This window comes from Serratia sp. J2 (genome assembly GCF_046269175.1).
GTDB lineage: Bacteria > Pseudomonadota > Gammaproteobacteria > Enterobacterales > Enterobacteriaceae > Chania > Chania fonticola_C.
This window is the reverse complement of sequence record NZ_JBKABN010000012.1, coordinates 20,714-38,443: the sequence shown is the minus strand read 5'-3', so window position 1 is coordinate 38,443 and position 17,730 is coordinate 20,714. Positions and strand designations below refer to the sequence as shown.

15 protein-coding genes are annotated in these 17,730 nt (G+C 54.8%); 2 read left to right on the top strand and 13 right to left on the bottom strand.

Features of this window, described 5'->3' with window-relative positions:
* Positions 1-119: 119 nt before the first annotated feature.
* Positions 120-1,310 (top strand): amino acid aminotransferase, encoded by a 1,191-nt coding sequence (locus ACKWMY_RS13945; RefSeq protein WP_024530374.1) that lies wholly within the window; start codon positions 120-122, stop codon positions 1,308-1,310.
* Between the two features lie 61 nt (positions 1,311-1,371).
* Here the strand turns inward: ACKWMY_RS13945 and ACKWMY_RS13940 are convergent, their stop codons facing one another.
* From ACKWMY_RS13940 to cmoM, 7 genes are all read right to left on the bottom strand, one after another.
* A complete protein-coding gene (locus ACKWMY_RS13940) occupies positions 1,372-2,019 on the bottom strand; it encodes an MBL fold metallo-hydrolase (protein ID WP_065685317.1) in 648 nt (215 codons plus the stop codon).
* Between the two features lie 68 nt (positions 2,020-2,087).
* Positions 2,088-2,636 carry a YcbK family protein gene (locus tag ACKWMY_RS13935; protein WP_021804901.1) on the bottom strand — a complete coding sequence of 183 codons (549 nt, stop codon included), beginning with the start codon at positions 2,634-2,636 and terminating at the stop codon, positions 2,088-2,090.
* Positions 2,637-2,816: 180 nt separating this feature from the next.
* Positions 2,817-4,667, bottom strand: coding sequence for a L,D-transpeptidase (ldtD, locus tag ACKWMY_RS13930; RefSeq protein ID WP_211134849.1), 1,851 nt, complete (start codon positions 4,665-4,667; stop codon positions 2,817-2,819).
* Positions 4,668-4,886: 219 nt separating this feature from the next.
* On the bottom strand, positions 4,887-9,326 hold the full coding sequence (gene mukB / locus ACKWMY_RS13925; RefSeq protein ID WP_409486461.1) for a chromosome partition protein MukB: 4,440 nt from the start codon (positions 9,324-9,326) through the stop codon (positions 4,887-4,889).
* Positions 9,323-10,051, bottom strand: a complete 729-nt coding sequence (mukE, locus tag ACKWMY_RS13920) for a chromosome partition protein MukE (RefSeq protein ID WP_024484592.1) — start codon at positions 10,049-10,051, stop codon at positions 9,323-9,325. The genes mukB and mukE overlap by 4 nt, the downstream gene beginning before the upstream one ends.
* Positions 10,032-11,354 (bottom strand): chromosome partition protein MukF, encoded by a 1,323-nt coding sequence (gene mukF / locus ACKWMY_RS13915; RefSeq protein WP_024484593.1) that lies wholly within the window; start codon positions 11,352-11,354, stop codon positions 10,032-10,034. Before mukF ends, mukE begins: the two co-directional genes overlap by 20 nt.
* Entirely contained in the window at positions 11,351-12,136 is a 786-nt protein-coding gene (gene cmoM, locus ACKWMY_RS13910) for a tRNA uridine 5-oxyacetic acid(34) methyltransferase CmoM (protein ID WP_024484594.1), read from the bottom strand. The genes mukF and cmoM overlap by 4 nt, the downstream gene beginning before the upstream one ends.
* Positions 12,137-12,288: 152 nt before the next feature.
* Between cmoM and elyC the strand changes: the two genes are divergently transcribed.
* Complete coding sequence (gene elyC, locus ACKWMY_RS13905) at positions 12,289-13,062, top strand: envelope biogenesis factor ElyC (RefSeq protein ID WP_261161179.1); 774 nt, start codon at positions 12,289-12,291, stop codon at positions 13,060-13,062.
* Here the strand turns inward: elyC and ACKWMY_RS13900 are convergent.
* The 6 genes from ACKWMY_RS13900 to ACKWMY_RS13875 all read right to left on the bottom strand — a co-directional run bounded on the left by ACKWMY_RS13900 (position 13,059) and on the right by ACKWMY_RS13875 (position 17,511).
* On the bottom strand, positions 13,059-13,955 hold the full coding sequence (locus ACKWMY_RS13900; protein WP_024530369.1) for a YcbJ family phosphotransferase: 897 nt from the start codon (positions 13,953-13,955) through the stop codon (positions 13,059-13,061). The two genes, elyC and ACKWMY_RS13900, sit on opposite strands and share 4 nt — an antisense overlap.
* Before the next feature lie 134 nt (positions 13,956-14,089).
* Positions 14,090-14,839 carry a 3-deoxy-manno-octulosonate cytidylyltransferase gene (gene kdsB / locus ACKWMY_RS13895; RefSeq protein WP_024530368.1) on the bottom strand — a complete coding sequence of 250 codons (750 nt, stop codon included), beginning with the start codon at positions 14,837-14,839 and terminating at the stop codon, positions 14,090-14,092.
* Positions 14,836-15,018, bottom strand: coding sequence for a Trm112 family protein (locus ACKWMY_RS13890; protein WP_021804911.1), 183 nt, complete (start codon positions 15,016-15,018; stop codon positions 14,836-14,838). Before ACKWMY_RS13890 ends, kdsB begins: the two co-directional genes overlap by 4 nt.
* A 470-nt stretch (positions 15,019-15,488) precedes the next feature.
* Positions 15,489-16,748 carry a winged helix-turn-helix domain-containing protein gene (locus ACKWMY_RS13885; protein ID WP_409486460.1) on the bottom strand — a complete coding sequence of 420 codons (1,260 nt, stop codon included), beginning with the start codon at positions 16,746-16,748 and terminating at the stop codon, positions 15,489-15,491.
* A 110-nt stretch (positions 16,749-16,858) separates the two neighbouring features.
* On the bottom strand, positions 16,859-17,080 hold the full coding sequence (locus tag ACKWMY_RS13880) for a cold-shock protein (RefSeq protein WP_021804913.1): 222 nt from the start codon (positions 17,078-17,080) through the stop codon (positions 16,859-16,861).
* A gap of 221 nt (positions 17,081-17,301) precedes the next feature.
* Positions 17,302-17,511 carry a cold shock domain-containing protein gene (locus ACKWMY_RS13875; protein WP_021804914.1) on the bottom strand — a complete coding sequence of 70 codons (210 nt, stop codon included), beginning with the start codon at positions 17,509-17,511 and terminating at the stop codon, positions 17,302-17,304.
* Between the last annotated feature and the right edge of the window lie 219 nt (positions 17,512-17,730).

The following is a 17,730-nucleotide window of genomic DNA, read 5'->3' as shown; positions in this document are numbered from 1 at the left end:
CTGAATCTGCCGCCGTCACAAGATCGAGGTGTTTTTCTCGCAAACGGTTGGCAAAGGCGATAACTGGCGCTACCCTGATGTTTCTGTCTGCTTAACTCTAGGCCATGGAAGCATCTGACATGTTTGAAAAAATCATCGCTGCACCTGCCGACCCAATTCTGGGTCTGACCGACATTTTCCGCGCCGACAAGCGTGAGAATAAAATCAACCTGGGTATTGGCGTCTATAAAGACGAAACGGGCAAAACGCCGGTGCTGACCAGCGTCAAGAAAGCTGAGCAGTATCTGTTGGAAAATGAGACCACCAAAAACTACCTGGGCATTGAAGGTATTCCTGAATTTGCCAGCTGCACGCAAGAGCTATTGTTCGGCAAGCAGAGCCCAATCATTGCCGACAAGCGTGCCCGTACCGCGCAAACCCCTGGTGGTACCGGTGCCCTGCGCGTAGCGGCCGACTTTATTGCCAACCAGACCAGCGCCAAGCGTATCTGGGTCAGCAACCCAAGCTGGCCAAACCATAAAAACGTCTTTGGTGCCGTTGGCCTGGAAGTGTTGGAATACAATTATTACGACGCCGCCAACCATGCGCTGGACTTCGACGGCCTGCTCACCAGCCTGAACCAGGCTCAGGCTGGCGACGTGGTGCTATTCCACGGCTGCTGCCATAACCCTACCGGTATCGATCCAACCGAAGCACAATGGGCTCAGTTGGCTGAACTGTCCGTAGCCAAGGGCTGGTTGCCGCTGTTCGACTTCGCTTACCAAGGCTTCGCCAAGGGCCTGGAAGAAGATGCGCAGGGTCTGCGTATCTTTGCAGCCAAACATCAGGAACTGATCGTTGCCAGCTCCTACTCGAAGAACTTCGGCCTGTATAACGAGCGTGTCGGTGCCTGCACCGTGGTGGCTGCCGATGCAGAAACCGCCGAGCGTGCCTTCAGCCAGGTGAAAGCCGCGATCCGTGCCAACTACTCGAACCCGCCATCACACGGTGCCGCCGTAGTTGCCACTATCTTGGGTAACCCAGCGCTGCGCGCCATTTGGGAACAAGAGTTGACCGACATGCGTCAACGCATTCATCGTATGCGCCAGCTGTTCGTTAATACCCTGCAGGAAAAAGGGGCGCAGCAGGATTTCAGCTTCATCATCAACCAGAACGGCATGTTCTCTTTCAGCGGCCTGACCAAAGAACAGGTTCTGCGTCTGCGTGATGAATTTGGCGTGTATGCCGTTAACTCCGGCCGCGTTAACGTGGCGGGGATGACGCCGGACAATATGGCGCCGCTGTGCGAAGCCATCGTTGCCGTGCTGTAAGCGGATTTAGCATTGAAAAGGGGCGCATATGCGCCCCTTTGTTGTTTTGTATGGGAGACCTCTACCAGATGGCTGGCTCTTCGCGCAGGAACGGGTTGGTTTGACGTTCATGGCCAAAGGTAGACATCGGCCCATGTCCTGGAATAAACGCCATATCATCGCCCTGAGGCAGTAATTTGCTGCGGATTGAAGCGATTAGCGCCTGATGGTCACCGCGCGGGAAATCGCTGCGGCCAACGCCACCGTTGAACAACACGTCACCCACTAATGCCAAACGCGCCTGTTCGTTGATAAAAACGATATGACCAGGCGTATGACCAGGGCAATGCAGTACGTTCAGCGACATTTCGCCCACCTGCACTTTATCCCCCTCTTCCAGCCATTTGGTCGGCGTTAGAGCGGCGCATTCATCCAAGCCAAACATACGGCTCTGTGCTGGCAAACCTTCAAGCCAGAAGGCATCTTCCTTATCCGGCCCATAGATTGGCACCTGATAATGCTCGGCCATTTCTGCCGCCGCGCCTACGTGATCGAGATGGCCGTGCGTCAGTAAAATCTGGCTGACCTGCACGCCCTTTTCGGCAATGGCGGCCTTCAGTTTTTCCGGATCGCCACCAGGATCGACCAACGCCGCCTGTTTGGTCACGTCGCACCAGATGAGCGTACAGTTCTGACTGAACGCCGTAACGGGGATAATATGGTATTTCATAAAGCTCCAACGACAACGGCACCACGCCCAAGGGGCGGGTGCCATTCAGCGATCATGATGCACAATGATTACCAGGTCCGCACCGGGCCGGTATCGATGTGCACAAAGTTACTACGTGGATAATAGCCTACCCCGCCAGCACGCATTTTTAACGCCGCCTTACGGATATTACTCAGCTGGATCCCTTCGATATGGAAATCCATCGCCTGACCTTTGGTGTGGTAGCTCTGCTTGGCCACGCCACGGCTGTGCTCACGCATTTCGGTATTGGTCGCCATTGAACGGTAGCCGGAAATCAGCTGTACCGGTTTGCTGGTACCCAGCATCACCTGTAGGCGATAGAGATGATCAAACAGAGCCGGATCGATGCTCTTGACCTTATTGGCCCGATAGTCACGGAAGATGTGGTTCAGGCGCGCCAATTCTTCTTTATTGTAACCCTTACCGTTGAAGAACTCGGCCTTGATGGACTCGCCGGTATTGAGGTTGTTCAACAACAGAATACGTGGGCGAGAGGTAGAAAGACTGGCAAACGCCTGCCCTGGAAGCAGTGCGATACCCACGGCGGCGCTACCTAACGCCAGCCATTTACGGCGATGATGATCAATTTTGTCCATGACTCTTTAAACCCGGCAAGAATGTCAAAATATATGCACAAAACTGCGCACTGCCCGAACCATAACCGCCAGCGTATGCGGAGTCAACCCGCGATACGCTGTGGTTTACCAGCACTCACAAAAAACAGTGCCTGTTACTGGCCAGACATTCAGACCGTTATTTATCTAGAATTACTGCATTTATTGCATCAATTTTTCGGCCTGAGCCAAAATTTGTGCACCCGATCTCACTGTCGCATCATAATTGTAAATATCTGTGCGGAACTGTGGCTTACCATCATCAGAGACCCAGGCCGTCAGGTAATACAGCTGCACCGGGATGTTCTGGCGGATGTTCACATACGTCGTATTGCCGCCTTTCAGCGTGGAGGAAACACGCGCGTTGTTCCAACCGGCATCCTGCAACAACATATTGGCCAAATCGGAAGCCTTGTTAACGCGCACACAGCCAGAACTTAACGCCCGGATATCCTTCTGGAACAGACCGTGGTTCGGGGTGTCATGCAGATAGATGGCATCCGAGCTCGGCATGTTGAACTTGAAACGCCCTAACGAGTTGCTGGTACCTGGCGCCTGCTGGATGCGGTAAGGGAAATTGCGTGGTGAAACTACGGCCCAATCAATCATGGCCGGATCGATCACTTCCGCATCGTTGCTCCAACCCGAGAACACCCGGTAGCCGTGTTTCTGGAAGTAGCTGGCATCATGCATGGCCTTGGGCACGATATCTTCACGGATCAGCTTGGTTGGCACGTTCCACGGCGGGTTGACCACCACGTTATTCAACGCGCTGCTCATCAACGGCGTTTTGCGGCTAGGACGGCCAACAATCACCCGCGAAGATAACACTTCATTACCGTTCAGATAGTAGGTGAGCGAGTAGTTCGGAATGTTGACCATTATGCCGGTATCAACGTGCCCTGGCAGAATGCGCAGGCGTTGGATATTCAACGCCAGCAGTGAAGCACGCGTTTGTGGCGAAACGTTCAGCCACTCACGCGTCCGGGTACCGATGACACCATCAGGCGTCAGCCCCTGCCAGGTTTGGAAACGTTTGACCCCTTCCACCAGATCTTCGGTGTAACGATTATCCGTTACGGAAACTGGACTGGCAGGTTGTACTTGCGTGGTCACTTCTGGAGATGGCGCAAGATCTTTGATCGGTGCTGCTCCAGGGCTGACAACAGCGCCTGCGGTCGCACGATTCTTCTCTTCATCCACCGACAGGTCATCATCCACCGCCGGAGTGGCCGCGTTGGCGTTGGTGACTTCAGGTTCAGATGAAGCGGCTGCTACCGCCGGAGTGGCGACCAGCATCCCGGTACGCGCCAGAATATCGCGCAGTGCAGGAATATCGTCGCTGAGCTGACCTGGGCGCAGGCTTGCACCATTGGTCATTTGTGGCCACGGGCGCCCATCAGCCAGCATCTCGCGCAGCGCCAAGTGCATTTTGGCGTACTGAGGATGCTGCGGGGCCAACGAATTGATGTAGGCCAGCGATTTGCCCTGATGCATCGATAGCTGCCACTGGTTGATCACCGTATTCGCCGGCACCTTCAGCTTGTAAGGAATGTTGCTGTACAGCCAGTTGTTGCCATTGGCCCCGATTGAGGAAACAAACTGCAAATAACCCAGCATCGCATCCGACAGCACAATATCACGCGCCATATCGGTGATGAGCGGGTCGGTCAGCAGTTTTACCCATTGCGTAAACTGCGGCTGTACGCCAGAAATTGCCAACTCAGCCAGCTGCTGCTGAAATTGCTGTACCGCTTCCCGATCTTGCCACATAGGCTGCATCTGGTTGGCAGCGTACAGCGGTGCCAAAGTAGAGAGATAATATGGCACAACGCTTTTCGGCAATGCCGCAAGCAGTTCGGCACGACTTTGTGCCACGGACATTCCCGATGACGATGACGCCACCGGTAACGCCGGAACGGTTGCCCATGCGGAAAACGACACGGCAAAACCACACGCTATTGCGCAACTCAATGCCAGACGTCGTACTGAGTTTCCATTTTTAAGCAACATCCCTTGCCCCCTGTAGGCTCACAAAAATACCGCACAGACTATTATTAGTTTCAGTATACAAACAGAACGGCGCTTTTGCTCTCGGCGCCGTAAATAACTGTTTCATCCCAGCTTACCACCGGCAAAAAAACACGCCTATCATCCTCGTCATGCAAAAAAATAGCCACCTTCAGGCGGCTATTTTCAGATTTATAGTGCACTTTTTTAGCTTTGTGACGTTTATTCCGACACCGGGTCTAAAACCGGTTGTTCGCTGGCAAACCCTCGCAGGCCAACCACGTGCACATGTTCATGGTTCTGGAACACCTTACGCACCAGTTTATAGGTGGTTCCTTTTTCCGGGCTGATGTTTTCTGGCGCGGCGATAATCAACTGCATCTCCAGACGATCGCACAGCTCAAACAGCGTGGCGATAGATTTGGCATCCAGACGCGCGGCTTCATCAAGGAACAGCAGGCGGCAAGGCGAAATATCTTTACCCCGCAGGCGGCGTGATTCCTCTTCCCAGCTCTGCACCACCATCACCAGAATTGACATGCCGGTACCGATAGCCTCCCCGGTAGACAGCGCGCCACTTTCTGCCCGCAGCCAACCATCGGAGCCACGGAAGACTTCCACTTCCAGCTCCAGGTAGTTACGGTAATCCAGCAGCTCTTCACCAATGGTTTGCGGCGTGCGCTGACCCATATCGATCTGTGGATTCAGGCGCTGATACAGCTTGGCCAACGCTTCCGAGAAGGTCAGACGGTTGCTGTTAAACAGGTCCTGATGCTGTTCCTGCTGCTCGGAGAGCACATCCAGCAAGGTGGCATGGGCTTCCCGCACGTTGACATTCAAGCGCACGCTCTTCACCTGACCGAAGGAAACCGCTTGCAGCCCCTGGTTGAGCATCCGGATACGGTTCTGCTCGCGCTGAATGGTCTTGCGGATAATGTTCGCCACGCTCTTCGAACTGATCGCCAGTTTCTGTTCGCGCGCGGTCAGCTCTTCGGTCAGACGGCCCAGTTCGATCTCCATTTGTTCGATAGCTTCGACCGGATCGTCAGTGCGGATGATATCCTGGCGGATACGCTCGCGCAGATGCTGATAGACCGCGATAAAGAACTGGATCTTGCGCTCTGGTCGTTTCGGATCTTCCGACAGGCGCAGCACGTCACGCAGATGCTCGTTATCCGCCACCGCCAGACGCAGCGCACCCAATGCCTTATCCGACATCGAACGCAGCTCGTCACCGTCCATGTAGGCCAGTTCACGACGGTGCAGACGGCGTTCAACCCCGTTGTCTTTCACCAGACGCATCACGGCACACCAGCCCGCCTTGGCGGTCACCACCTGCTCACGCAGTTGGTAATAATCACGCTCCAGCTTGCGCAGTCTCTTTTGCAGGCTGTCCATTTCCGCTTCGCAGAAGGTCAGCTGTTTCTCCAACTGGTTACGGCGGTTACGGTTATTACTCAGCGAGGCATGTAATTCGTCCCGACGCTGACGCGCGCGGGCTTCGGCATTGGCATCGGCCTGCACGCCAATGTCCACCAGCTCCTGGCTCAGCTCTTTAAGCATGTCGCGTTTGGCGTCATAAGAGCTTTTCAGCGAGGCCAGCACCTGGCTGTATTGCGTAAACTGGGTCTGATACTGGCGCAGTTGCTCGCGGGCACGGGTACGTTCCGCTTCCGCATGTTCCAGGCGTTGACGCAGTTTATCGTTGAGATCGTTATCCGCATTCTGCATACCGGCAGAGTCGGTATAGCTGAAGTGCGCGCGGCGTTGCACCACTTCTGTCAGGGCAAAGGCTTGCTGTTTGGCCTGACGTTGGGTGGCCTGGGCTTGTACATAGTCCTGCTGTAGCTGCTCATGCTGCTCCGGATCGCTTTGCAGCACCGACAACATGGGCTCCAGCTTGGCCAAGGAAACGCCGTGCTGTTGGATATAGCGCGCAGCATCCTGCGCCTCTTCCATTTCCTCGCGGATCTCTTCGACACGATCCTGCAAGGTTTCATCATTCAACAGTGAGACCAGCGGCATCAGGCGGTTGAGCGCGGAAATGCCTTCTTTGGCCTGATCGTATTGCTGACGCTGTTGTTGGTTCTGCGCTTCGTGGTTATTGAGCGCACGCTCAATTTCACCCCGCCGGCTATTCAGAGCACGGATATCCGCTTCAGGGTCCGCGTCAAACGCCACGGCGAGGTGTGAACCGATAAAGCGGCTGAACGCCTGGTGAGAACGCTGGGTTTTCTGCACGTCAAATGACAAGGTGGCGTAGCGTTCGGCCAATGAGTCACGTTCTGCGTACAGCACTTCCAGGCGATTTTCCCGGGCAGCACGGCCAAACAGTGGCACCTCAGGGTAGCGCGAGTAACGCCACTGGCGATCGGCGATTTTCACCACCACCGCTTTTTCTTGCTCTTCGACGGCAAACACGCTGTCGTCAAACGACTGCGGATCCCCTTCGATCAGGTAGAGATCTTCCGGACAATCTTCCAACCCTTCCAGCATCTCACGCACCAGCGACAGATCCGGCACCACGATGGCGTGGCGCGACGGGCCGTACAGCGCGGAGAAGTAAGGGGCATCGTCAATGGTGACATCGTCATAGATTTCCGACAGCAGCACGCCGCCAAAGCGCTCCGCCAGCGTCACCAGACGCTGATCTTCTGCCCCGCTCGGCTGGCTGAGGCGCTCAACCTGCGCTTCGATTTCGCGCTTGCGGCTGGCCACTTCATCACGTTCAACCGTGGTTTCGCGTTCGCGCTCCAGCAGTTGCTGCATGTATTCGGTAACCTGCTGACCATCTTCGAAGGCTTCACCGCTCTGCTCGCTGAGCTGGGTCAGTGAATCCTGCGCGGCCAGCCAAATCGGTGCCCTGGCGGTCAGCTCTTTGATGCGCTGTTGGATCTGCTCCAGCTCCTGGCGCATTTCCATCCGGCGCTCACCGGCCTCGCTGACGCTTTGCGACAACGATTCCAAACGCTCTTCCAGCTCTTGCTGCAAGGCATCAAGTTCATCCGGCTGATAACTTTGCCCGTGACGTTTACAGAACTCCTGCAACAGACGCTCGGCATCCTGCTGCGAGCGCAAGCGTTGCTCCAGCTCGCTCAAACGCATCCGCAACGGCTGCACACGCTCAGCCTGATGCTGCTGCGAAGGCCAGTCACGCAATAGCTCACGCGCAGTTTGCCAGGCTTCACTACGGCTGACTTCGCCCGCAATTTTACCCACCAACTGATAGGCCTGCTCGAACTGGCTATGAGCGGCATCCGCCACGCTTAACTTTTGTTCCAACTGCAACAGGGACTCTGTCGCTTCCTGCTCACGCGCCTGGAAGGTATCCAGCCACTCTTCGGCATTTTCGGCGGTGAGTTCCGGCACCTGGCACAGCGCACGGGCGCGTTCAAGAGCCTGAAGTGCCTGCTGATATTGAATGGCGCGAGTTTGCTGCACGTCCAGCGCCTGCTGGTAATCGGCGAGCTGGCTTTTCAGCTCATCCACCTCCAGCTCTGCGGCTTCGGCACGCGCTTCGTTTTCCGCCTGCTGCTCGCTCGCTTCGGCGACCACCTCATTCTGTTCTTCCAGACGGTAGGTCAGCTCTTCCAGATCGCCTTCATAGCGTTCGATCTTTTCCTGCTGGCGCATTGCGGTTTGCACCAGATTGAGGTGATCGCTGGCGGCCTGATAATCAGTTTCCAGATCGGATTCGGCACCGCTTTGTTCAGCCAGCTCACGCGCCATTTCAACGTGGCGGAACTGCTCGGCGGCCAGCTGTTTGCGACTGCTCAGCAACTCGTTGCGCAATACCAGCGCCCCATCCAGATGGATACGCCGTTCATTGGCGTGGCGCATGTAGTCTGCGGCAACGTACGAGGTCGCTTCGGAGATCAGATGCTTGAACAGATCGCGGTCCGACTGGGTGACGCGGATCGCTTCCAACGTCATGCGGTTCTCGCGCAGCGCAGCTTCCATATCCTGGAACGCTTTACGCACGCCGCCATTTTCCGGCAGCAGGTAATCACGCAGAGAACGGGTGATGGCGCTGGAAATCCCGCCGTACAGCGAGGCTTCGATCAGGCGATAGAACTTGCTGCGGTCGGAAGAAGTGCGCAGGCGCTTGGGCAGCACCCCCAGATCAAACATCAGGGCGTGGTAATCTGTGATGGAGTTGAACTGCTTGAACTGCACCCCTTCCATCTCTTCCACACGCTCTTTCAGTTCCTGCAACGAGAGGACTCGAGCCTGACGTTCGCCCACGGTTTGGGTCAGCAGTTCGGTCGGTTGCACCGCCGTTGGCAGCCCCTGAATGGTGAAAGGTTTGATATCGACCTTGCGATCGCGCCCCGCTACCTGTTGCAGACGAACCCCGACCACCACACGCTGGTGGCGTGAGTTGACGACGTCCAGCGTTGAGTAGCAGACACCGGCACGCAATTTACCGTGCAGGCCTTTGTCGCGTGAACCGCTGGTGGCACCGGCTTCGGTGGTGTTACGAAAGTGCAGCAGCGTCAGATCCGGGATCAGCGCCGTGACGAAGGCCGCCATGGTGGTGGACTTACCGGCCCCGTTACCGCCCGAAAGCGTGGTGACCAGCTCATCGAGATCAAAGGTTCGGGCAAAGAAACCGTTCCAGTTAACCAGCGTCAGTGAGCGAAATTTACCGCGTTCAATCATTCCTGTTCATCCTCTGCACTGTCCGGGGTGGCTTCTGCCTGCGCATCTTCCGCATCAACGTCATCGTTCAGTGACAGGCTGTTTTCAACCGGCATCGCCTCACCGTCGCGGATCATCCGCAACTGGGCTTCGCGCGGGTCGTCACCGCTACGCACATCGGCACCGAAGCGGAACACCGCCTCGGTAATGCGGAATTTGCTGTTGTCATTGCCCATGAAATACACCATGCCCAGACGGCGCAGGCGATTGAGCGAGGAGCGCACTTTCTCGTGCAGCTTCTGACGATCGAGATCCGAACCGGTGGAGCGCTGGTTGACGAACTTCAGCAGCTTGCTCTCATCCGCCAGGCTCAGCAGCTCATCGTACAGCTCCTGCTGGCTGAAAATACCTTCGTGCGCCAGGCGCTCGGGGCTCAGATAGAGGTAACACAGGATTTTGCCGACCATCATGTCCAGCTCGGAAAGCACCGAGCGTGGAATGAGCGTGGTCGAGCGCGGGCGCAAATAGAAGAACCCTTCCGGCGCCCGGATCAGCTCGACGCTGTAACGGGTATAAAACTCTTCCAGCTCGTCTTGAAAATCCATAAGGAATGCGTGGTTGTCCAATTCATCGATACCGATGTGACGACCTGCGCGCAATTGGCTGTCCAACGCCGGAAACAGCGTATTAGACAATGCCTTGGCCAGCTTGACTGGCATTACTTGTTCAATATTTGTCGATGACATGGGCCTGTACCTTGGCTCCGTAATCATTGATTGCCTGCCACTGCGCGGGCAACCCTGAAAAATCAGCTTCAGCCACACCAAGGCGCACTGCCTGGTCGACCACTATGCGGGCAACGTCAAAATGACGCACACGCGGATATTGCGCCAGATAATCGCGCATCACTGCCCCTAAATCGAGCGGCATTTTTTGTTCCTGGTAAACCTTCAGCGCCTGTTCGATCATCGCTGCCAGCTGTTCGCGAATTTCGCTGAACTCTTCATATTCCAGATCTGGCGGCAGTTCCCCGGTGACCTCCTCACTGCGTAACGCCAGCTCTTCGTCTCGCATATCGAGCAGACGATCGGCGTTGGCATGGGTCAGCGTCCAAGGGTTATCGAAGTAGTTTTGTACCGATTGGCGCAGGCGTTGGGCGAACACGCGGTTTTTATCCATATCGATGGCGGTACGGATAAACTTGTGCACGTGGCGGTCATAGCCGATCCACAGGTCAATCGCCTGTTGGCCCCAACTGATGATGCGATCCAGCTTGCTTTGCAAATCAAACACCAGCTTATCGACAAAGCCCAGCTCCATCTCACCCAGCGTGGCATCCTGAATACGCAGCAGGTTGGCCTGGAGTTTATCACCTGCGGCCTCCAGCGTATCCTGAAGTTCACGCAAGGTACCGGAGGTTTCCGACAGCAACATCTCACAGCTGGAGATCGCCGCACGCCAATCCTGGTTGAGCAGCGCCGCAATATCGGTTTTCACGCTCTGCTGCTGTTCATCCATCAGACGCTGGGTCAGATCGATACTGTCGAAGATCTCCGCTACCGAGTATTTCAGCGGGGCAAAGACGTTGCGGTGCCAATGGAAATCATCGCCGCCTTCTTCGGCAGCGTCTGCGGCACGCTTTAACTCTTCCGCCACGATCGACAACTGCATGGAAAGGCGCAGGGTCGAAAACTCACGCTGGCGGATATAGTAATCGGTAATCCCAATGCCCAGCGGCGTCAGGCGATAGATGGCATTGCCATCCGCCAACTCGCTGGTAAAACGGTTCAACAGGCGCTGGCGCACCATGTCGTTAATCGCATTGTTGGCGCGTATCGCCACCGTTTCATGCGTCTGTTCAAACCCTTTGCTGACATGGCGAAATGCATCAACCAGCTCACCTTCACTCATCTCGCCGTCCAGCCGCTCACCATTTAACGTGGCGATAGCCAGCAAAAACGCAAGACGCTCAGTGGGGAGCGAAATAGAGAAATCATTTTTCCGTGCCCAGGCGACCAGTTCGGGTACTGTCTGGGAAAATTCACTCATAGTTCGTCCTTCAGGTTCGGTTTATGCGCCGAGACGTGAATATAGCGCCCCAAACTCACGTAAGGCTCTTGCCGACAATAAAGCTGTTCAAGCGCCAGTAACTCTTCAAATTTTTGGGTCTGTAGCTGCCTGCTTTGCAGATAATCATGGAAAACCCTCACGCCGGTTTTGCCTGAAATCTGCATACCCATCTGCTCCAACCAGCCGTAGACCAGCGGTGGGCTATGAGGATACTGCGGCGACAGCGAGCGCTTGCGACGCCGCCTGACCTCGGGATCTACCAGTTGGAAATTGCCCAACACCACATTACGCATCAACAAACCGTTGGCATTAAAGAACATCAGTGACAGTGCGCCGCCGGGCACCAGGCAATCAAACAACGCCTGTAATGCCACCTGTGGTTCGGCGATCCACTCCAAAACCGCATGAAACAATATCAGATCGACCGGTTGTGCCAAATGCTGACCAATCTCTTGCGCCGAACTTTGTATGAATTGCATGTTCTGGCTCACACCTTTCTGCTCGGCCAGCAACGCAGCGCGTTGGATCATCTCACCAGAAAGATCGCACAACAAGACCTGATGTCCTAATTCTGCCAGTTGGCAAGCCATGTGGCCTTCGCCCCCACCAGCATCCAGAATGCGCAGCGGCCGCTGTGGCAACTGGGCCAGCAGCGTGGTCAGATCCTGCCAGACTACCGCCTGACGGATTTTCCCCTTGGTGGTGCCGTAAATATTACGCGCAAACTTCTCGGCAATATCGTCAAAATTGCGATCCTGCATGGACAACGGCTCCGCTGATTCTATCTTGGCCGACGGCAAAGCGCCTGCCCATTCAAACCTGCTATTTTGGCACAGACTGGCTTAGAATAAATCTTCTTGCAGCATGAATGCGGCCAGATGTCGTTTTTTCGCCCAAAAGGACCTGATTTTTGATGTTATTTCACTTAAAAAAATTTATTGGTGGCCTGATGATGCCTCTACCCGCCCTGCTGTTGTTAATGGGGCTGGCATTATTGCTGCTGTGGTTTACCCGTTGGCAGAAAAGCGGCAAGGTCATATTAAGCCTGAGCTGGCTGCTGTTGCTGTTGCTCAGCCTGCAACCGGTCGCCGATCGCCTGTTGAGGCCGTTAGAATCCAGTTACCCGACCTATAGAGGCAACGGCCAGATTGACTATATCGTGGTGCTTGGCGGCGGTTATACCTATAACCCAGACTGGGCTCCTAGCTCTAACCTGCTCAACAACAGCCTGCCACGGGTGACCGAAGGCGTCAGGCTATACCTGTCGCACCCGGGTAGCAAGATGGTCTTTACCGGTGGAAAAGGCGCGAAAACGCAAAGCAGCGCGGCCACCGCAGCACTGGTGGCGGAAAGCCTGGGCGTGCCTGCCAACGACATCGTGCTGGTGGACCGCCCGCGGGATACCGAACAGGAAGCCGCAGAGGTCGCCAAATTGGTAGGGCAACAGCCGTTTGCGCTGGTGACATCCGCCAATCACTTGCCGCGTGCCATGCGCTTCTTTGAGGCTCAGGGCCTGCATCCAATCCCGGCTCCGGCCAATCAACTGGCCATTACCTCTCCGCTGAATATCTGGGATCGGGTGATGCCTTCCGCGATGTTCCTTGGGCACAGCGAACGGGCCGCATACGAAACGCTGGGCAGCCTGTGGCAGCAGCTAAAAGGTGACGGTGAGACCAGCAGCGATTAGTGAGCCAACCACGGCCGTAGCTGTTGTGCGGCCTGATCGAACGCCGGGCGATCCAGCTTGCCGGTATGGATCATCCTGGCTACCGCCTCCCACACCACATAAAGCCAACGACGAGACAGGAAGGACTCTGCCACCGGCGCACGCTGTAGGTAGTGGAACAGCAGTTGATCCGGCATCCCCGCCTCGCAAAGCCTGAACAGCTCATATTCCCGTGGCGCCCACAGCATCATGCCTGGGTTGAGCATCGCCAGCAGTTGATCGGTTTTGGCATCTTTCAACATGCTGCGCAAGCCCAAATTGCCGTGCACCAGCACGCAAGGGTCGTCAAAATCGGCAAAGAAGTCGATCAGCATTTCGCGCGTGCGGTACAACAGACGGCGATCTGCCATGCTTAACAGCGGCGAGTTAAGATTACCCAGAGTTGACCAAAGCACCTCGATACGCTGCTGGTACCAGCTGCACCAATCATTCTCCTGCGTGCTGTCTACCGTGCCCACACAGCCGTGGCTGTCAATACGGTGCCAAGCCAGCATGCCGTCGACAATCTGGTCCATCAAGGCTTCCCAACGGGCCAAAGTCCGGGTTGGCGCCTCGACCGACACGCCACGCAGCCGTTCGATCAGCAAAATCTCTTTGTAGGGCGCTTGCCGGGTGTAAACCACGCCAAACACCGTTGGCAGACGAATGTCCCCTTCACGCGCCAGCATGGATAGCTTGTAAGCTTCCTGCTGGGCAATGCCCTCACAGACAAAGCTTTTCGCCATCAGTGGGATCGCATGATCCTGGCGATCGTACAGTGAATAAAGATGGGCATAAGGCTGTTCGCTGACGCGTTCCAGACGACCGACGGACTCTCCCAGCACAATACTCAATTCGGCACGCAGCTGCTCCATGGGACGAAACCCTCCAGATTAAGGATAAGCATCAGTCATCATTGAACGGTGAGCGGAGAAATTCTTCAATGCAGATCAATAAAAGGGGTAAATCAGGGAATTGAGATGGCCGGGCTCCCCGGCCAATAGACAACTCAACGCTTGATGCTGTCCCGCACTCGTTGCAGGTCTTCTGGGGTATCAACACCGACGCTCGGAATGGCCTGCGCCACCGCGACGTGGATCTTTTCGCCGTACCACAGCACGCGCAGTTGCTCCAGCAGTTCAATCTGTTCCAGCTGGCTTGGTTGCCAACTGACGTAGCGGCGGACAAAACCGGCACGGTAGGCATAAATCCCGATATGCCGCAGCAGGCTGTTGCCAATACTCTCTTTTGACTGAGCAAAACGCTCACGATCCCAAGGTATGGTGGCGCGTGAGAAATAGAGCGCATAGCCTTGTGCATCCATTACCACCTTGACCGCATTCGGGTTGAAGGCTTCTTCTGCGGTTTCGATCGGCACCGCCAACGTGGCCATCCCTGCACTGCTGGCCGCCAGGTTTTCTGCCACCTGACGCACGATAACCGGCGGGATCATCGGCTCATCGCCCTGCACATTGACAATGATTTCATCATCGGCAAAGCCACATTTCTCGATCACTTCCGCCAGGCGTTCGGTGCCGGAATGGTGGTCCGGGCTGGTCATGCAAACTTCACCGCCGGCAGCCTCGACCGCTTTGGCCACCTCTGGATGATCGGTGGCGACAATCACGCGGGAAGCCCCTGATTCACGGGCTCGTTCCATCACATGCACCACCATCGGCTTACCGTGGATATCCGCCAACGGTTTACCCGGCAAGCGGGTGGACGCGTAACGCGCCGGGATGATAGCGATAAAACTCATGCGTGCTTCTCGTCCAGTGGGATGGTGCGTGCTTCGTTTTCCAGCAATACCGGAATACCATCACGCAGTGGGTAGGCCAGGCCGTCCAGTTTGCAGACCAGTTCCTGATGTTCTTTATTGAAATAGAGCTTACCGTTGCAAACCGGGCAGGCAATGATTTCGAGTAAACGGTGATCCATGCTTCCTCCAGGGGAAGATATGCTAACTAGGGAAAGTGCGTGAGGATAGCATAACGCCATAGGGCCGGTTAATCACCGCCTGATTTGCTCAGAGGGTTGCCAAACGGGAAATTTTTCTGCGGGGGTTGAATCACCTCATTAGCAGGCGTAGAATTTTTTGTGATATACATCACAAAAAAAATGAGAACCTGCAAATGATCAAACGTCTTCATAAAATCATCGCGCTGTTTGCCAACTACAGCAACTAACAAAGCTTAGGTTGTGTCCGTAACGCCAAGAAAACGCCCTCACCCTAACCCTCTTCCCCAGGAGAGGGGACTTAACGTGCCACAACTTAATTACGATACACGCCTTTAACATTAATCCTGTTACTGATTGAAATCCATATCTGATACCAGCACCTATAGGACATGGCGAATCCCTGACGTATTGCTAAGATTATCTTCTGTCTTCCAACAGAGCAGGGACTTTCAGCTCCCTCTCCCTGGGGGAGAGGGTTGGGGTGAGGGAACTCCCCAGCCTTGCCCCCACTCTGCTGCCAGCGATGCGGGTACATCTCCTAGCGAGACCTGCTGCGCCCCGTGCCATTTCGCCGTACGGGTGATTGCCTGACGAATATCCTGACAACGCTGCTTGCCCAGCTTGACCCCAGATTCAAGATGGAAACTGATTACTTCAAACACGCCCTGTTTACGGTGCATTTTCGCATCCACCCGGCCAATCAGTTCGCCCCGCTGCAACAGCGGCAAGGTAAAATAGCCGTACTGGCGTTTTTCTTTTGGCGTGTAGCATTCCAGCCGATAGTCAAAGTTGAACAGTTCCAGCGCGCGCCGCCGATCCCACACCACCGGATCAAAAGGAGACAACAGACAGGTCACCGTAGACTTCAACTTCCCTTGTTCTGCCAGCGCCAACTCGGCCGCCAGCGACTGATGGACATAAAACTCCCCTTCCAGCCCGTCGATAGCGATCTGGGAGATCTCTCCCTGCTGTAATAGCGTTGCCAACAACGGTTTGGGGGAAACGCGTTTCAATCGGTAATAATCCGCCAGCCATTCGGCTTTAAACACGCCGAGATAGCGGCAACTGCGGGTGAGCATCTGTTGTTGCGCCATCGCCTCGGGTAAAGCATGCACATCATCATCCCACTGCGGCAATAAACGTTCGGTGAGATCGTAGACACGGTGAAAATTACGGCGTTCAGCCACCATCAACTTGCCAGAGGTAAACAGAATTTCCAGATGACGCTTTTCCGGCTTCCAATCCCACCAGCCGTTAGCGCCTTTCTTTTCGGCGCTAAAATCGGCCGAACGCACCGGCCCCTGCACCGCGATATGCTGTAGCAGTTCATCGATAGCCTGTTGGTGCTGTTGCACCCATTCCTGCGAGTATTTCCACCCCATTCCCTGCGGTTGCAACATACGGTGGCGTAACAGACCAAAGTCATCGATAGGGAGAAAACAGGCTTCGTGCGCCCAGTACTCAAACAGTTTGCGACTAGCCAACGCCTGTTCCAGCCATTCTGGCCGATAATCGCCCAGGCGACTGAACAGCACCAGGTAAGGGCTGCGGGCCACCACGCTAATGGTGTCAATTTGCAGCAAGCCCATACGATCGATGGCGGTCACCACATCATCGGGGCAAGCCTGGCGTTGAATTGGGGATAGCAGCCCTTGAGCGGCAAGATGAAGCGCGCGGGCAGAGGAAAGCGAAATAACGGGGATTGGCATCCTGATATCCAAGGGTCATTGAGCAATGGCCTGATGATAGAGGATCCTGGGGAAATTTTCTTCGCCAGTGCATGGGGTGGCGGCACCGGCACTGGCGAGGAAAGTTTGGGTCAGAACGCGATAACGTCTGCCGCTGACAGCCCGTGAGAGCTACGATAAATCGAGAACTCGACGTTCTGACCTTCGTTTAATGACTTGTTTTTGGTATTGGCGATAGCACGGCGGCTAACATAAATTTCGTCACTACCATCGACCGGTGAAATAACACCATAGCCTTGAGCCTGATCAAACCATTTTACCTGGCCCATTTTTAGCATTGTATTCTTAAACATATTTTATATCCTTTCACTTGAGCATCCTTCACAACGTTATTTTTGTTATTGTGTGGACGCTACCAGCCCATCCTAAAGTTTTTCGTAACAAACCTCTCGTGAGCAAAAATTAAAAAACCCGCACTGCGGCGGGCTTGTTGAGCTTAATATCTTCCGCATAACTCAGCATAAACGCGTCATTATGGTTGTATTAAGCTCTCTATACGCTATTCCCTGTAAACTTACAGAGCAACAACGTTGGCGGCAGCCGGCCCGCGCGGGCTGTCCTGAATGGTATACTCAACACGCTGGCCTTCTGCCAGAGTCTTGAAACCTTCGGTCATGATTGCAGAGAAGTGTACGAATACATCTTTGCCGCCATCTTGTTGTTCAATGAAACCAAAACCTTTACTTTCGTTGAACCACTTAACCTGACCAGTCTTCTTAGACATTACTATTACCTTTTAAATATTTACAAAAACCTGCCCTATGGCAATTTGGCCGTTTTTCAGAATCATTACTTATGGGAGGTACTTAGAAGGTTCGTCTTTGAAGCGGAATCAGATGATAACGTCTTGGGAGGAACTACTTAATCTATACTCGTACATAAATAGCGCTGCATCACAGGCCGGTATGCATTTACTCATAAACTCATCATCAAGACAAGAGGT

What these genes read in the sequence shown, in the direction of transcription:
- ACKWMY_RS13945 (WP_024530374.1), top strand. Translation starts at nt 120, where the DNA reads ATGTTTGAAAAAATCATCGCTGCACCTGCCGACCCAATTCTGGGTCTG.
- ACKWMY_RS13940 (WP_065685317.1), bottom strand. Translation starts at nt 2,019, where the DNA reads ATGAAATACCATATTATCCCCGTTACGGCGTTCAGTCAGAACTGTACG.
- ACKWMY_RS13935 (WP_021804901.1), bottom strand. Translation starts at nt 2,636, where the DNA reads ATGGACAAAATTGATCATCATCGCCGTAAATGGCTGGCGTTAGGTAGC.
- ldtD (WP_211134849.1), bottom strand. Translation starts at nt 4,667, where the DNA reads ATGTTGCTTAAAAATGGAAACTCAGTACGACGTCTGGCATTGAGTTGC.
- mukB (WP_409486461.1), bottom strand. Translation starts at nt 9,326, where the DNA reads ATGATTGAACGCGGTAAATTTCGCTCACTGACGCTGGTTAACTGGAAC.
- mukE (WP_024484592.1), bottom strand. Translation starts at nt 10,051, where the DNA reads ATGTCATCGACAAATATTGAACAAGTAATGCCAGTCAAGCTGGCCAAG.
- mukF (WP_024484593.1), bottom strand. Translation starts at nt 11,354, where the DNA reads ATGAGTGAATTTTCCCAGACAGTACCCGAACTGGTCGCCTGGGCACGG.
- cmoM (WP_024484594.1), bottom strand. Translation starts at nt 12,136, where the DNA reads ATGCAGGATCGCAATTTTGACGATATTGCCGAGAAGTTTGCGCGTAAT.
- elyC (WP_261161179.1), top strand. Translation starts at nt 12,289, where the DNA reads ATGTTATTTCACTTAAAAAAATTTATTGGTGGCCTGATGATGCCTCTA.
- ACKWMY_RS13900 (WP_024530369.1), bottom strand. Translation starts at nt 13,955, where the DNA reads ATGGAGCAGCTGCGTGCCGAATTGAGTATTGTGCTGGGAGAGTCCGTC.
- kdsB (WP_024530368.1), bottom strand. Translation starts at nt 14,839, where the DNA reads ATGAGTTTTATCGCTATCATCCCGGCGCGTTACGCGTCCACCCGCTTG.
- ACKWMY_RS13890 (WP_021804911.1), bottom strand. Translation starts at nt 15,018, where the DNA reads ATGGATCACCGTTTACTCGAAATCATTGCCTGCCCGGTTTGCAACGGT.
- ACKWMY_RS13885 (WP_409486460.1), bottom strand. Translation starts at nt 16,748, where the DNA reads ATGCCAATCCCCGTTATTTCGCTTTCCTCTGCCCGCGCGCTTCATCTT.
- ACKWMY_RS13880 (WP_021804913.1), bottom strand. Translation starts at nt 17,080, where the DNA reads ATGTTTAAGAATACAATGCTAAAAATGGGCCAGGTAAAATGGTTTGAT.
- ACKWMY_RS13875 (WP_021804914.1), bottom strand. Translation starts at nt 17,511, where the DNA reads ATGTCTAAGAAGACTGGTCAGGTTAAGTGGTTCAACGAAAGTAAAGGT.